Origin of the sequence: Paenibacillus sp. LHD-38 (assembly GCF_031157315.1) — a bacterium.
Lineage (GTDB): Bacteria > Bacillota > Bacilli > Paenibacillales > Paenibacillaceae > Pristimantibacillus.
The window spans coordinates 51724-67642 of sequence record NZ_JAVIFU010000022.1; the positions used below are offsets into that span (position 1 = coordinate 51724).

At 44.4% G+C, this 15919-nt stretch carries 17 protein-coding genes; 5 read left to right on the top strand and 12 right to left on the bottom strand.

Features of this window, described 5'->3' with window-relative positions; translation table 11 throughout:
• Positions 1–4 precede the first annotated feature (4 nt).
• Positions 5–967 (bottom strand): ABC transporter permease, encoded by a 963-nt coding sequence (locus RCO25_RS19170; RefSeq protein WP_374992133.1) that lies wholly within the window; start codon positions 965–967, stop codon positions 5–7.
• Positions 968–1037: 70 nt separating this feature from the next.
• Positions 1038–2588, bottom strand: coding sequence for an alpha-L-rhamnosidase-related protein (locus tag RCO25_RS19175; RefSeq protein WP_308997743.1), 1551 nt, complete (start codon positions 2586–2588; stop codon positions 1038–1040).
• Between the two features lie 302 nt (positions 2589–2890).
• Here RCO25_RS19175 and RCO25_RS19180 point away from each other — a divergent pair, with 302 nt between their 5' ends.
• Positions 2891–3946, top strand: a complete 1056-nt coding sequence (locus RCO25_RS19180) for an AraC family transcriptional regulator (RefSeq protein WP_308997744.1) — start codon at positions 2891–2893, stop codon at positions 3944–3946.
• A 343-nt stretch (positions 3947–4289) separates the two neighbouring features.
• Here RCO25_RS19180 and RCO25_RS19185 read toward each other — a convergent pair whose 3' ends face one another.
• Positions 4290–4517, bottom strand: a complete 228-nt coding sequence (locus tag RCO25_RS19185; RefSeq protein WP_308997745.1) for a hypothetical protein — start codon at positions 4515–4517, stop codon at positions 4290–4292.
• 216 nt (positions 4518–4733) lie between these two features.
• Between RCO25_RS19185 and RCO25_RS19190 the strand changes: the two genes are divergently transcribed.
• Together RCO25_RS19190 and RCO25_RS19195 are read left to right on the top strand one after the other, a co-directional pair.
• Positions 4734–5372: a cell wall hydrolase gene (locus RCO25_RS19190; protein WP_308997746.1), complete on the top strand. Its 639-nt coding sequence runs from the start codon at positions 4734–4736 to the stop codon at positions 5370–5372.
• Between the two features lie 48 nt (positions 5373–5420).
• Entirely contained in the window at positions 5421–5609 is a 189-nt protein-coding gene (locus tag RCO25_RS19195; protein ID WP_308997747.1) for a hypothetical protein, read from the top strand.
• 218 nt (positions 5610–5827) lie between these two features.
• Here RCO25_RS19195 and RCO25_RS19200 read toward each other — a convergent pair whose 3' ends face one another.
• From RCO25_RS19200 to uvrA, 3 genes are all read right to left on the bottom strand, one after another.
• Positions 5828–6115, bottom strand: coding sequence for a hypothetical protein (locus RCO25_RS19200; protein ID WP_308997748.1), 288 nt, complete (start codon positions 6113–6115; stop codon positions 5828–5830).
• Between the two features lie 137 nt (positions 6116–6252).
• Positions 6253–7776: an MDR family MFS transporter gene (locus tag RCO25_RS19205; RefSeq protein WP_308997749.1), complete on the bottom strand. Its 1524-nt coding sequence runs from the start codon at positions 7774–7776 to the stop codon at positions 6253–6255.
• A 56-nt stretch (positions 7777–7832) separates the two neighbouring features.
• Complete coding sequence (uvrA, locus tag RCO25_RS19210) at positions 7833–10337, bottom strand: excinuclease ABC subunit UvrA (protein WP_308997750.1); 2505 nt, start codon at positions 10335–10337, stop codon at positions 7833–7835.
• Between the two features lie 204 nt (positions 10338–10541).
• Here uvrA and RCO25_RS19215 point away from each other — a divergent pair, with 204 nt between their 5' ends.
• Together RCO25_RS19215 and RCO25_RS19220 are read left to right on the top strand one after the other, a co-directional pair.
• Complete coding sequence (locus RCO25_RS19215; RefSeq protein WP_308997804.1) at positions 10542–10979, top strand: MarR family transcriptional regulator; 438 nt, start codon at positions 10542–10544, stop codon at positions 10977–10979.
• Complete coding sequence (locus tag RCO25_RS19220) at positions 10976–11110, top strand: hypothetical protein (protein WP_308997751.1); 135 nt, start codon at positions 10976–10978, stop codon at positions 11108–11110. Before RCO25_RS19215 ends, RCO25_RS19220 begins: the two co-directional genes overlap by 4 nt.
• Before the next feature lie 126 nt (positions 11111–11236).
• Here RCO25_RS19220 and RCO25_RS19225 read toward each other — a convergent pair whose 3' ends face one another.
• The 6 genes from RCO25_RS19225 to RCO25_RS19250 form a co-directional block, all read right to left on the bottom strand.
• Complete coding sequence (locus RCO25_RS19225; protein ID WP_308997752.1) at positions 11237–11458, bottom strand: helix-hairpin-helix domain-containing protein; 222 nt, start codon at positions 11456–11458, stop codon at positions 11237–11239.
• Positions 11459–11479: 21 nt separating this feature from the next.
• Positions 11480–12010 carry a hypothetical protein gene (locus RCO25_RS19230; protein WP_308997753.1) on the bottom strand — a complete coding sequence of 177 codons (531 nt, stop codon included), beginning with the start codon at positions 12008–12010 and terminating at the stop codon, positions 11480–11482.
• Between the two features lie 152 nt (positions 12011–12162).
• A complete protein-coding gene (locus RCO25_RS19235) occupies positions 12163–12903 on the bottom strand; it encodes a C40 family peptidase (RefSeq protein WP_308997754.1) in 741 nt (246 codons plus the stop codon).
• A gap of 230 nt (positions 12904–13133) precedes the next feature.
• Positions 13134–14300: an MFS transporter gene (locus RCO25_RS19240; RefSeq protein ID WP_308997755.1), complete on the bottom strand. Its 1167-nt coding sequence runs from the start codon at positions 14298–14300 to the stop codon at positions 13134–13136.
• Positions 14301–14321: 21 nt separating this feature from the next.
• The gene (locus RCO25_RS19245; protein ID WP_308997756.1) at positions 14322–15134 is read right to left on the bottom strand and encodes an HAD family hydrolase; all 813 of its coding nucleotides are present in this window, start codon (positions 15132–15134) and stop codon (positions 14322–14324) included.
• Positions 15127–15903 carry a DeoR/GlpR family DNA-binding transcription regulator gene (locus RCO25_RS19250; RefSeq protein WP_308997757.1) on the bottom strand — a complete coding sequence of 259 codons (777 nt, stop codon included), beginning with the start codon at positions 15901–15903 and terminating at the stop codon, positions 15127–15129. Before RCO25_RS19250 ends, RCO25_RS19245 begins: the two co-directional genes overlap by 8 nt.
• Between the last annotated feature and the right edge of the window lie 16 nt (positions 15904–15919).

A 15919-nucleotide genomic window follows, 5' to 3' on the forward strand; every position in this document is an offset into this window, starting at 1 on the left:
CTCCTTACATAATGCTTTCTTTGGTAACCCGCTTGAAAATGCCGTTCGCAGCAAACAGCAGCAGAACGCTGACAACCGAGTTGAAAATGTTAATCGCCGTACCAAATGAAAATCGTCCCATGCCGAGGCCGTAATTCAGCGCATACAAGTCAAGCACCTGCGAGTAATCGCGCACAAGGTTGTTGCCTAGCAGGAACTGCTTCTCGAAGCCGATGCTGATCAGGTGACCGATCGACATGATGAGAAGAATAATAATCGTCGAACGAATGCCCGGAAGCGTAATGTGCCAGATCTGCCGAATCCGGTTCGCTCCGTCGACCTTCGCCGCTTCGTACAGCTCCGGACCGATACCCGCAATGGCCGCAAGATAAATGATCGCGTTCCAACCGGTTTCCTTCCAAATGTCGGATACCGTGACGATGCCCCAGAAGAGCTCACCCTTCGCCATGAACTGGATCGGTTCGGGAATCAGACCGAGCCACATGAGCATATCGTTGACGGCGCCGTTCTCGGTCGAAAGCATTTTCGTCACGATTCCTGCGACGACGACCCAGGATACAAAGTGAGGCAAGTATGAAACCGTTTGCACGAATCGTTTGAAAAACATGTGCCTGACTTCGTTCAGAATGACCGCGAAGATGATCGGCACCGCGAATCCTGCGATCAGCCCCATAAAGCTCATGGCCAGCGTATTGCGCATGACCGTGTAGAACATGTCATCCTGGAATAAGGCTTTGAAGTGATCGAACCCGACCCACTCCTGCTCCCAGAATGACCGCCCCGGACGAAACTTTTGAAAAGCCATCGTCCAGCCCCAAAGCGGAAGATAGCTGAACACGAATACCCAGATGACGAACGGCAGTGACATGGCATACAAATATCGATTTTGCAGAGAGAGCCGCAAGAATCGTTTGCTTTTCTCCATTTTTGTCGGAGTCGTCGTCTTTGATGCTGTTACCATTTCCATGTAATCCTCCTTGCTTATACCTTCAATTCTGCGCGCCGAACGAAGGCCACCGTTGCCGGCGGTCTTTGTTCTAGATCATATATTTCCGAATAAAGTATGTCGGCGTACAGCTCCAAGCATGACAGTAGCTGTTGATCAGGTTACTTCCGTACGGTGAAAGCTTCTTGTCCTCGGTATTGTATAGCTCCCAGAAGGTGTCCGCGCCGTCCTGTACCATCTCCCCCCAATAAGCGCGCATCTGTTCGATCGCTTTGTCCCGGTGCCCGACAAGAAAAAGCGCCTCAATCAAGTGATGGAACATATAAGGCGTCGTCATTCCAATGGCGGGCGGCTGTGTAAATAGGCGATCCATCAGCGCGGCATTCTCTTCCTGCGGCAGCACTTCAGCAAGCGCCATCCACACTTGAGACGCCCATGACACCTGTTTATCGGCACCGCTGATGAAGACGCCCAAATCGTTTTCCCAGAGGTGGTCAAGGGCGGCCTTTGTCGTCCGGTTGATCTGGTCGGCGATATAGGCTCGTTCCTTCTCGAGACCCAACGTGGCGGCCAGAGCCATCCCCCGCTTCAAACAATAGATCAAAACACCCTGAGAAGGCGTCTCCTTGTTCAGCTCCGACTGCCAATCGATAAAGCTCCCATTGGATACGCCGAGCTTCACGATTCCGTGCTCATCAAGCTTGTCAATTCCGATTTCCAGTTGTTTCATTGCAACCGGCCAGAGTTTCTCGAGCGTCTCGCGGTCTTCGGCAGCTTCGTAATAGTCATATAGGCAGGCGACGAAGAACAAGGAGTAATCGAAGAATCGGACGTCGTCAACATGCGGGTGCGGCTTCTCAAATATGCATGCGCCCACAGCCCCGTCCTCCAAACGCATACCGCCAAAAAGATACAAACAACGCTTGATTAGTTCATCGTTCCGGAAGGAGTAGTAGTTGGCCTGCGCCTGGAGGCGCAAGTCGCCGATCCACAGTCTCCGGTCGCGCTTGGGTCCGTCCTCGAACACTGTCTGCATGCAGTCTTGAAGCGTCTTGACCGCAATGCGGTCCATCAGCTTCAAATCTTCCGGCAGGCTTTCCGGCAGGCTTTCCACCTTGGATACATCACCTGAGGTCACCGTCGTACAGACAAATTGGTCGAACGCCGCTTTGTATTTTCCAGAAGTATCAAGCACCTCTACCTTGAGATACCGGAAGCAATAACGTCTGGGAAGCTTAATTTCTGCAGGTAGAATGTCTACAAACATCGTTTCTTCCTGCAGCCATGAGCTGCTAAGCCAGCCATCGTAGCTCTCGAAAGGCTCGCCGATTTCACACGGCATTTCGCCGAAGACCAGCTTCAGCTTAAGCGGCGCATCCGGGGGGCTGCCTACCGGCCGCACCGAAAAGGACAAATATCCAACCAGATGATCGCCAAAATCGAGGACGAAGCTGTCTCCTTTACCGTAAGCCCCCTCCTTCCACTCCTGCGGATCCCGCTTGGGCTCAACACGCCAGCCTTGAATTGCGTTTTCGTCAGCGATTACTTCGATACTCCCCTTAGGCTCAGCTGCACCCTGTATAAGCTCGGGCGTCAGCTTCTCTGCAACGGCTACCATTTCCTTGTTAACTGTCATTTCCATGATTCCCTTCTGAATTCAGTCTGTGATGTTTCTATCCGACATCGAACAGACAGGATGATCATGTCGTTCGATATCTGCTGCAGCACATCGTCCTCCTCCCACCTGCCGACGACTCATCAAATTGACATTAATACGCTTTCAATAGATTGGAAATTAATCTGATTACCTTTATAATATAGGAATAAATTTTAAAATCACTAACATAATCGTCCTTCAAAAGTTGACATTTTATGCTCTACCGCTGCGTTAGAATTCAAATTGAAGAAGCCTTGAATTTGGAGGGATCTTCCTGGAGGGACAGAATGAAACTAGAAGAGCTGGATAAGAGGTTAAAGGAATATACGGAAGATGAGTTATTTTACCGGGAATACTACTTTTCCAAAAACGACAGTGAAACGTTTCAAGCTTTTATGCAAAATTTAGACATGGAACTCATAAAAGACAGATATCTTGTCATTCCTGAATTGCATTCAAGTTCAACGATTATAAAAGAAGAAGATTATTTTTCTTTGAGCTATAATGCTGACATCCTAATTCTGAAACATAATAGATATACACCGAGTTTTAAACATAGACATGAATTTTTTGAAATGATTTATGTTTACTCAGGTGATTGCAAGCAAGAAATTAATGGGGAAATGATTGATTTGCAGGAAGGCGATCTCTGCTTGATCCCACCGAAGGTGGAGCACACAATCGAGGTTTTTAATGATAGCATTATCTTAAATGTATTAATAAAAAGAAGCACTTTTAATGATACTTTTCTAGAAATACTTAAACATGAAACCGTACTCTCATCTTTTTTTATAAAAGTGCTGTATACCGAGGATTATAGCAATTACATTATTTTCAGAACGAATAGGGATCAAAAACTGAAAGACATCCTTTCCCAGCTGTTTATTGAACATCATGAGAGCCAAAAATATTCGGCCAATATTCTGTATAATCTATTAATGCTATTCTTCAGTTATTTACTGAGAGAATATGAAGGTCAAGCTGTGCTGCCCAAGAGCCTGCCAAAAAGTGAAAAGCTGCTTCCCATTCTAACTTATATGCAAAATAATTTTAAAACGGTAACCCTAAAGGTACTATCCAACGAATTCCATTTTACCGAATCCTACTTAAGCAAGCTTATTAAAGCGACCTCCGGCCTTACTTTTATAGAAATCATTCAAACGATTAAATTAAATAAAGCGATTGAACTTCTTACCTATTCTGATCTAATGATCCATAACATTAGTGAATCGATTGGCTTTGAAAATAACACTCATTTTATAAGAACCTTTAAAAAAGTTTACGGAATTTCACCAAACCAGTATAGAAAAAACATGAAAACCTTGGATTCGAATGAAGTATAGGTGCCATAACTAGCACGCGAGTTCGTGAATGTTAATAACATAAAAGATTTATCTACCCCAGCTCTAAACTAATACGATAAAAGAAACAGCGGCGGAGTAGGAAGCGAAAACAAAGTCCTAAACTGCCGCAGCTGTTGCTGCCAGTTATAGGTGCAGCCAATTCGATATCCCCCAGACATTGCGCTCCTCTGCTCTGCCCCTATAATGACCGCCGCCAATCCTTTTAATTTAAGAAACCAGTCCCCCATTGGGAACTGGTTCACTTGTGTTTATTCAACTTTCCTAATCTTTAGAGAATTAAGCCAAAACAAAAGAGCAGCTTTCTAGACAACCTGCTCCTTGACTAAGAAAATTTATCTGGCAGCGCCTTTATAATTTCTTCATATTGCAGAGCAACTGCCACCTCTAAAATATGTATAGGGTTTTGATGAGCGTATGCTACAAGCAACTCCTTAGTAAACTCATCATCATTTAATTTTAGACTTTTTTTTACTAATTCCATCATGGCTCTTTGATTACGAAAATTAAGCTGCTCAATTTTTTCCATTGCTAATTCAATATCACCCTGCATAATACACACCTACTATCCGTTATCCACGATTTTAAATTATTTTAGTACCGAATCGTTCGTTAAATATAATAATAATTCGATGCATTTCATTTTTTTCAGGGGGGGTGTAGATGAGAAAATCTTAACAAGATTATCCTATTCATGCTGTGCTAGAATAAACGCTCTAAGCTATTCAATACTTTACCTATTATTCGCAAACGGAGGGATTCAATCATCATGTACAGATTTCTGGCTCTATTCGCTCTACTCATACTAGTTACCGCAACCGCCACAAATCACAGGGTAGATGCTTCGACCGTCTTGAAAATCGGCAGCGAAGGACAGGCCATACCGGATCTGCAGTTCCGGCTTCAGACAATGGGTTATTACCATTTACCTATAGATACAAGCTTTGGTAAGGGCACCCGCAGTGCGGTCCAACGTTTTCAAATAAATAATGGACTTCAGGGAGACGGCATTGTAGGACCGAAAACATGGGCAAAGCTCAAAAAATTGTCAGTCAACAAAAAAGAGCTTTCCATGCTTGCGCGTGTCATTTATGCCGAGGCTAGAGGGGAAGATTATAAAGGCCAAGTGGCAGTCGGTGCGGTCGTAATGAATCGCCTCCAGTCTTCAAAGTTTCCGAAAACAGTAAAAGAAGTCATTATGGAGCCAAATGCTTTCTCAGCCGTAAAAGACGGTCAGTACTGGCTTATCCCGAATCAAACGGCATTCAAGGCCGCTAAAGCTGCGGTAAAAGGAATGGACCCGACCGGCAATGCGTTGTTCTACTTTAATCCGGATATCTCCAAATCGGTTTGGTTCAAGACGCGAACAGCCACCAAGAAAATCGGCAATCATCTATTTACGCTATAGGTATAGCCAGTGAGAACGACATTTATCTAGAACAGGAGAACGAAATGAATGAGTATTAACACTCAGGATCGGCATCAGGCTAGAGTTGATTTGGTCATTGATATTATCAAAGGAATTTTTGAAAAAGAGACCATTCCAGAGACTTTCAAACAGAAGTTAAATACAATGAGTTATGATGATTTAGGTATTTATGTTATGGATATCGTAAAAAAACGATCCGTTGATGAAATTCTATAATTGGTGAATGGTGTCCAGAGCACTTCATTGCACGCAAGCGTAAACGGCTGACGCCGTTCTTGGCGGCAAAAGCTCGTTTCGCGATGAAATATAAGCATAGTATAACGTTAAAATTTATACTTTCTTATATTTTTAAAAAAACCGGACCCTGTATGTTACATGGGAATCCGGTTTCTTGTATTTTACGACAAACTCGCTTACGTGTTTGCGTTACAATGCTACTGCCCTATTGAAATAGCGGTAATCACTTGAATCACTTGAATCACTTGACCCATAAATACCCAGGCGATTGCAAGTAAAGAGATAGTCGCTAAGATTCTCTTAGGATTCAGAAACCACTTCGGATAATGGCCGAGCTGCTTGGGTATTTGGAAGCCTGAAATAATATCGCCATGTTTGATTACATCGTTAAAGGGCGTCCTATCTTCAAGTGAATAATTTGGAGTTTGATTCACGGTAAGGTGAAGCGTCGCGTCACTAAATGGATTATAGGATGAACGTTTCAAATTAGACCTCCTCGAATCTCAATACCCATAATGTACCATTATTTACAAGTAGATGGAAGGCGTTGTTTAATTTTTCTACCCGTAGCTTATTATTCAATACGGAGCAGCTGCACACGTTAGTTCCGAAACCATCTTAGTTAATGTGAAGCTGAATATTCTTTAAGTTCGGCTGCTGGGTCAAATTTCTCTTTGCTCATGGCCAATGCTGCCACCAGAGCGATAACAGAAGGAATGATTGCCCAAGCAAAGGTATGGACAATTGAAGCGGAGAGCGCCTCAATAATTTTATCAAGAACCTCAGTAGGAATTTTTTCACGCGTTTCCGGTGTTAAGATTTTACGAGGATCGCTTAGATCGACGCCTTCCGGCATTTGGGCACCGCTGCCGAACATGGAAGCCAATTTATTCATAAACACATGACTCTGAATAATACCGAATACCGTTATACCCAGCGTCATACCCAGTGATCGCATAAAGTTAAGCGTAGAGCTTGCAGAGCCGCGCTGCCTTGCAGTGAAGCCATGGATCGCCGCATTGCTTAATACGGAAAATGACGCGCCGATTCCTAAACCGACCAAAATCATAAAGACCGTGACGATGAAGCGCGAAGAACCGGTCGTTAATGTGGTAAGGAGAGCAATACCGATGACAAGCAGCGCTAATGTCGGAATCATGATAGAGCGGTACTTAAACTTAGCAAGGAAGGAACCGCCACCCGCGGCAGTGACGACGGACCCGAGCATCATCGGAAGCAAAACTAGCGCCGAATTCGTAGCCGAGCCGCCAAGTACGCCTTGAATAAAGATTGGAATGTAGACAGAGGCAGTAATAAACGCTGCAGCACTAAACATTGCCATTATGTTACTCGTAGTATAGAGACGATTCTTGAACATGCCGAAGGTGATGATCGGTTCCTCGGCACGGCGTTCGATAAAAATAAAACCAATGATCAGTACCGCAAAAGCGGCGAATAAACCTAAAATCATACTGGAATCCCAAGCATATTCCTTGCCTCCAAGCTCAAGCGCAAACATCAGGCAAACGATTGAGGCTACAAGCGTAAATGCGCCAAGATAGTCGATTTTTTGCTTGGAATGCTCGACCGACTCTTTGTAAAAGAAAGCAATCATAACAAATGCAATGAGTCCCAGCGGTAAGTTGATGTAGAAGATCCAAGACCAATTGATATAATCCGTAATGTAACCCCCGAGCAGCGGGCCAAAAATACTGGATAGACCAAATACGGCGCCGAATAAGCCGCCCATCTTGCCGCGTTTATCCGCAGGAACCACATCAAACATGATCGTAAATGCGATAGGCATGAGAGCCCCTCCGCCAATACCTTGAATCGCGCGATAAATAATCAGCTGTTCGATTGTGCTCGCCGTACCGCATAAGGCAGAGCCGGCCATGAATACAATAATCCCGAAAATGAAGAAACGCTTGCGGCCGTACATATCCGATAATTTACCGAAAATCGGCATGCCCGCCATCTCTGCTACCAAATAAGCAGAAGTCACCCACATCAATTTATCAAATCCGCCTAAGTCCCCGACGATCGTGCCGATTGCTGTTGCTACAATGGTATTATCCATCGATGCCATAAGAATGGCGAGCAGCAGACCTCCAAGGATAACGCCCCTATTATTTTTTTTTGCCATCTTCTCTTATTCCCTCCGCTTAAAAAGCAATAAAATTCTCATACGTTCCTCTATCATCAAAGACCTTCGTCCAAAACCCGTTTCAGGAACATGCCCGTATAAGAAGCCGACACTTCAGCTACCTGCTCCGGCGTGCCTTCGGCTACTAGTCTGCCACCGGCGACGCCGCCTTCAGGACCGATATCGATCACCCAATCCGATTCGCGAATCAGTTCCAAGCTGTGCTCAACAACGATAACGGTGTTTCCCGTATCGACCAGCTTATTAAGCAATACTTGAAGCTGTTTAATGTCTGATGGATGAAGGCCGGTTGTCGGCTCATCGAGCAGATAAAGCGTATGGTTCTTGGAAGGCTTGCTCAGCTCTTTCGCCAGCCTGATCCGCTGTCCCTCGCCGCCGGATAAGGTTTTGACCGATTGGCCCCATTTCAAGTAGCCAAGCCCAACCTCGCACAGCATCGCGATTAGACCTGCAATCTTGGACTTCGACTTCAGGATCGGCAAGCTTTCCTGCACCGACATATTCAGCAAGTCCGAGATGGAGAAGCCTTCATACTGAACCAGCAGCACCTCTTCGGTAAACCTTCTGCCCTTACAGTCGTGGCACTTCACCTCTAAATCGGGCAGGAAATTCATATCCACGGACAGCACGCCTAGACCTTGGCATGTCTCACAGCGTCCTCCTGGCGTATTAAATGAAAAATGCTTCGAGGTCAGTTTTCTTTCTTTTGCCTCTGGCAATCCAGCGAACAACTGGCGCAGGTGCGTAAATACATCGGTATAGGTAGCGACATTCGAGCGCTGCATTCTCCCCATTGGCGTTTGATCAAAGATAACGATATTGCCCACTTGCTCCAAGCCCGTCATTTCCTTGCATCCCGTTTGCTTCACATCATTCGGAGCCCCTTGCGCAAGGATATCGAATACAAGCGTGGATTTGCCCGACCCCGAAACCCCAGTCACGGACACTAGGCATCCAAGCGGTAAGGAAACCTCAGGGATACTAATATTGCGAGCCTGAGCTTCCCAAATCGTAATATGCTGTCCGTTCCCTTTCCTGCGGATGCGAGTGGGAGCCGGGAGCCTTTCACCTCTCAAATAGGCTCCTGTTACAGAAAGCTCGCTTGCCATCAAATCCTCCAGGCTGCCTTCACCCACAACGGTCCCGCCGTATAATCCAGCTCCCGGGCCGATATCGATAATATGATCGGCAGCACGCATCATCTCGACATCGTGCTCGATAACTAGGACTGTATTGCCCAGATCTCGCAGCTCCTGAAGCACACGGATAAGGCCAAGCGTATCCCGAGGGTGAAGACCCGTCGTCGGTTCATCCAGAATATACAGCACGCCTGTCAGCCCTGAACCAAGCAGCGAAGCAAGCCGCAGCCGTTGTGCTTCTCCGCCGGACAATGTTACCGTCTGCCGGTTCATGGAAAGATAGCCGAGGCCGACATCCATAATCCGCTTTAACCGTTTCGGCATATCATGGAGAATTGGCTCAAGAAGATGAAGCCCTTCTAACGGAATCACCGCTTCCAATCCTCTTGTCCACTCATATACATCGCCGAGCGACCAGTCCGAAACATCAGTGATGGATGCATCAGCTACCCGAACAAGTCGAATTTCTTTCTTTAAGCGAGCTCCGTGGCATTCGTGGCAGAGCTGTTCATGAAAAAATCCTCCGTCTTTTTCCTGTGCGCCCGATTCTCCCTCTTTCTCCTTGTAACGCCGCCATAATCCAGGAATAACACCTTCAAATTTAGTGCCCTGGGCCGGCTTCACATTCGGATAATGGCGCTTGAATGCCTCACTCTCAACTCCGTAGTACAGCAAATCACGCTGAATTTCACCGTAATCTTTCAAAGGCTGGTCAGGGTCAAGCTCAAATCCATAATGCTTTCCTGCCGCAGCTAAAATACGGGTCTGAATATCGCGGTGGACGCCGTTCAGAGAGGCAACTCCACCTCCGCGCAAGCTGAGCTCCTGATTGAAAACAGCCGCTTCATTAATGCTTGCCACATGGCCAAGCCCACCGCAAGCAGCGCATGCTCCCTCCGGCTTATTGAAGGAAAAGTGCGACATTCCCAGTTTCTCCAGCTCCGTATTGCAATGCGGACAGCTCATCGACCGGTGGTTCATATCCTCGTCTTCCTCTGCCAGCAGTCCTGCCGGCTCAAAGGATGGCGGGATGCTGCCGCTGCAGCATGGGCATATGCGCTCCCCCAGTCTAGAAAAGATAAAACGGACGTACGTGTATATGTCTGTCACAGTCCCGACCGTCGAGCGCGGGTTCCGGTTAGTAACATGCTGTCCGACGCTGATGGACGGGGACAGTCCTTCGATAGACTCAACCTTCGGCTTGCTAATCGAATCCGATGTCAAACCCATGGATTCCATATACTGTCTCTGGCATTCCCGTTGAAGTGTATCCATGGCAATCGTTGATTTGCCCGAACCCGACGGACCTGTCAGAACAACCAGCTTGTACTTAGGAATCGAAAGTGAAACATTCTTTAGATTATTCTCCCGCGCACCCTTTATAACAATGGCTTCTTTCACAAAATATCCTCCTCTTGCTCTATGCCTTTGCATTTTAGTTATGAGTTCGATAAAATTAATTTGATTAATCATACGCCAATCTAGTATCTCGTTAATCTAATATCTCGATAATCAAGATATATTACATTTTAGAAGGAGGGTTATCCTTTGTCAAGCGACAGACAAGATCAACCAACTGAACTGCAAGAAAATTTCACCTTACGCATGCGAAGCTTAGGAAACCGAACGGTACTGTACCAGCAAAATGTGGCTGCTTCACTTGGGTTATACAATAATGATTTTTTATCCGTAGATATCCTGCGCGAAAAAGGCCCTATCACCGCCGGTGAGCTGTCAAAACTAACTGGGCTCGCTACAGGCAGCGTAACTTCCTTAATCGACCGTCTTGAAAAAAACGGCTTTGTCCGCAGGCAAAATGATCCAAATGACCGTCGCAAAGTGATTATTGTCCCTCTGTATGAACATAAAGAAGAGGTGAGCAATACGTATATGCCGCTGCATGCTTCAATGGTGAAACTAGCAGCCTCCTACACGGACGAAGAGCTTAAGCTCATTACAGAGTTTTTAGGCAAAGCAAGCGATGTCCTAGAAGAGCAAATTCATCAGCTAAGCTCCAAGACAAGCAGTAAATCTTCTTCATGAACCCTCTATGTATTTATATCAGCCCTTCCTCCGGATCTAACGATACGTCTGACGTTTACATTCCGGAGCCAGGAACGGATCCGATGGATGCAATCGAAGAAGCCATTCGGCAGAAGCTTGATGGGAAATAATTAATGCTATTTAATATCATCAAAGCCCAACAACCTTTTAAGGCTGTTGGGCTTCTTTTTGTTCAAACAATTTCCACATGAGCTTGTACTAAAGATAGCGCCTTTCACTATTCAATCCATGTAATTTTATGATTTCTTGGCAAAAGACAACCCTTTCTCTTTAAGAACTTCATTCAGTATCCTCACTGCTTTTGGTCCCACACAATGTAACTTCAAAATTTCCGCTTCAGTAACTTTTTTAAATTGTTCTAGTCTAGAATACCCTGCATTCGTGAGAGCACGTGTAGCAGGCTCACTTATCTTGGGAAGATCGCTTTTTTGTGTTATTTTATTGACATTGTCCATCATTCAATTCCATCCTTTCTTAAGTTATGCGAAACCTCTGGCTTCTTCGAGAACCCTATAAACGTAGTATTCAAATGTCTCTAATATCACCATGTAATTTTCTGAATAATTAACTACAAAGAACACGCTTGTTAATACGGTAGCTCCTAATGGTAACCATTTCAATATTTTTGCCTTTGAATTCTTTAGATAAACAATGTATACAACTAAAAAAATTAATATCGTTAATATCGATAGATAAAAATATAATGGTTTCGGATATTGATAATCTCTTAACATAGCTCTCTCTTGTTCCTTATGAAATCCATCTGGATATCCTTTCCCAGATACATATACGTCTATGATATCTAATTCGTAAAGATTATACTTACCCATAAAATCATATTCTTTTTTGGTAAAACCCAAAAGCTCACTTAATGATAAAGATGCTTTGATATGTGTAGCAATCGATACAGAGCTTACGATAATGGGTATAAAAAATAGAATGTTAAAAAGAATAAAAAAGATAGCGCGATATAAATGACGTCGCAATTGTGCACATCCATTCGTTTTCAACAGAATAACATCTAATTTACTAATTTTCTATTATTGAAGTTTTGGAGAATGGATGTCTAGTGCTGCAGCAACTGCAAAACGATCAAAAACTCCGCCCACTAATGGACGGAGTTCTAAGTCTTCTTATTCTATTATCTACTATTATCTATCAATTACAAAACTCTACGCGCGCTGACGTAATGGCTTGACCACCAGCCGGAGCTTAAGCTGTTAATGGCAATCCCATCGACAGACGGCGTATTATGAATAAATTTCCCGCTGCCCATATAAATGCCAACATGATTAATAACCCGGTTGTTGCTGCCAATCGTATCAAAGAAGACCAGATCGCCTTTGCGAAGGTTGCTCTTGCTTACAGCAGACCCTTGGCTTTTCTGAGCTTGTGTTCCCCACTTTAAATCTACCCCAACCTTCGCGAAGATGAATTCCGTAAAGGACGAGCAGTCAAAGATAAGACGGCTTGGGTTTCTCGTGCCGAAGTCGTAGCTCACACGGCCTTTGTAGCTCTGTGCAAGGCTGATAACCCTATCGGCCTTTGAGCTCGAAGCTGTTTGACTGCTGCCGCTGCTGCTGCTGCTACCATTGTAGTTTGTATATTTGGAATTGGCCGATATGTAACCGGTTTTATTATCTTTGGTGCTTACCTTCAGCCAATAGCTGTTGACCTTGGAGATGACGTTAATGCTCTCGCCTTTGGAGATGAGACGGATCACCTTTCCACTGGTGCTCGGCTGGGATCTGAGATTTACCCCGATCTCGACTTTAGTCTCATAGGTAATGGCTGCTTCAACTTTAGATGTAAAAGGTGCTGGTGCTATCCCTAAAGCACTAAACCCGATAATCGCACTCATCCCGACAATAACAATCTTCTTTTTCAGTAATTCTAGCTGCATTTATTTGTTGCCTCCCATTCGTTTGATTAATAACTAATATAGCAGGAATTATGTTACCTAAATAATTCCTATGAGAACAAAAACCTAGCATTAATAGGAGATTGCACCTTTTTATTAAAAAATAATGAGAGTTGTCTAATCTTCGCAACCCATGGGAATCGCACGCAAAATAGGGATGGACCCGTCGATTAAATGACGAGTTCATCCCTTCGTATCCCCAATAATAATTCCTATATATTCCCTTTTTTATCCACTTTGATTAAGCAGATAAACATGAGTAAAGCAAATAAGACGAGAATCCAGATTGTTTTTCCGGCTTGAAAGTGATCCATGCTCCAGCCGACCAGCAAGGGCAGTACCGCTCCGCCAACTCCGCCCGATGCGATAAGAATGCTTGTCGTTTGTTTCGTATTTCCGGTGAACACGCGATTAGCGAATACGAGTACGATTGCGAAGATGCCTGATAAAAAAAGCCCGATCAGTAACACGAATATGAAAGCGACCATAGCGTTCTTAACTAGAGCAGTACAAATGAGAAAAATAATTGCACCTAAGGTACTGCCGATCAGAAACCGGTTATAGTTGACTTTCTCGGCAATCATCCCTGAAAAAACTCGTCCAGTGACCATAGCTATCCAAAAAAATGTAACCGAGAGTGTCGCGTCTGAAGTATTCAAACTAAAATGTTTTACAAATATCGATGGCAGGAAATTAATAATACTTGTTTCAATCCCGACATACAGAAATACGAAACCTATAAAGAAAACAAGCTTAGTTAGACGAAATTGCTGTTTGCCCATTTTAGGTGAGGCTTCAGCATTAATTGCCGGGCTTTGATACGACGCATCACTGGCATTATTATTATTCTCTATTTTCTTGCTCCAGAGAGCCAAGTTAATGATGGCGACTACGATGACAACAGCAAAGGACCGATTCCACGAATGCTGCGCAATTAGGAAACTGGACATAAGCGGCATCAACAACGCCCCGACTCCAAATGCTACCTCCAGCTTGCTCATCGTTACGGCGCCATTTTTAGCAAACTCCAATAAGAAGGCCCCAATAGCCGTTTGAGTTATTCCAAATCCAAACCCGTTTAAAGCTACAAGCAGCATAACCAAGTACCAATGCGGGTGGAATAATAATGCGGCGTGCACGATAACTAAGCTGAGCACCCCTATTATGATCGTTCGCTGATACCCTATACGCAGGGACGCTCTCGGTGCCGCGACAACCCCAATAAAGAAACCCACGAACTGGGCAAAAACCAGTTGTCCCCCGCTGCTATAATTCCGACTGTAGTGATGCAGCATCTCCGGTAACAATGCGCCCAAAGCAACCGTTGCAAGTCCGATCAGAAAATAAGCCGCGCAGCCTAACCAAACCATCCTTTTCATTCAATCAGCTCCTTTCATTACCTATCGGCTAACAAAAGAACGATTATATGAAATGATCTGATTAATTGCTTCTGCTACAGAATGAATGACATTATTCGCTTGGTTTCTTACGTCGACATGGCTGCCGCTCATGGCAAAGCTATGCTCCGTTATGGCAAACATGGATAGATCATTGAAGGAATCGCCTATGCAAGCCACTTCATTTGGCGATAGACCCAGCTCTTTGATCAAAAGCGTTAACCCGACCCCCTTCGAGACACTTAACGGCATCACATCAAGGCAATCTTTGTCGGATATAAACGTTTCTATTTCACCTTCAAATAGGCTATCTAATTCTGTCTTCAATTGAATCAATTGATCAATCTCGCCAAAGTAGGATATTTTACTGCAGCTTATTTTATCTTCTTTTATTGCTTCTTCCAAATCGCCGCGTACGGCACAAGACGTCAAAATCCGTGATTCATATGGATACGATGCGTCCGTGCGTTTCGTTATATAGAAAGAGTCATCCGTACAATGGATAAAGTTTATAAAATGATCGTAATGGCGTGTTGTCTGAAGAATTCGAGAGGACACATCCGCTTTGAATTCGGAGGAGGTCAAAAGTTTAAGATCCTTCTTATGAATAGTGGCTCCGTTTTGCCCTATTGCATGATAACAAGAATTAAATTCCTGCATGATGATATTGATTTCGGACTTCATCCTACCTGATGCGATGCAAAACTCAAATCCATCGCCGATAGCTGTTTTCACGGCTAGGAGATTACTATCATTAATTCGACGTGTATGGTCTATTAAAGTACCGTCTAAATCACTTACAATCAGTTTAATCATCGTTTTCCTCCTCCGATACGACTAATAATTCCACATGATTCTCTGCAAATTTATCCATCATTTCCCGATTCGGTTTTTGATTCGTAATCAACAAATCAATCGCCTCTAAGCCCGCTATTTTGTAAAACATTTGATCACCGAACTTCGTATGGTCAGCCAACACAATGACTTGATTTGCCCGTTTAATCATTTCGCGCTTAACAACGCCGTCTTCCTCATGCGGATAAGATAAGCCATTAGCCGTAATCCCGCATGCGCCAAGAAATAATTTATCCACCTGATAATCGGCCAACTTATCAATCGTTGCGTTCCCAAATAGAAAACGATGCTGTGAGTGCAGTTCACCGCCCAATAAAATTGTTCTTACCGTTTTTTTTCTGGATAGCACGTCTGCAATATCTATCGAGTTGGTAACGACAACGATATTTTCGGCCATTAAATTTTCCGCAGCGAATTGAACGGTAGTTGATGCATCCATCATAATAAAGTCTCCGTTTTTCACAAGCGAAGCCGCAAAATGCCCAATCTCACGCTTCTCGCCGGACTCTCTAACCAAACGCTCTTTATACTCGAAGATTTCCTTTGTTTTTTTCGGTAAAACGGCTCCTCCGTGCGTACGAAGAATTAGGCCCAGCTCTTCCATCTTCAATAAATCCCGACGCGCTGTATCTCGGGATACCTCGAATTGTTGACAAATATCTTTGATATCAATGCGTTCATGTTGATTCAAGTGCTCCATAATCGCGTTTATCCGCTCTTCTTGAAACATGCGTAATGTCCTCCTC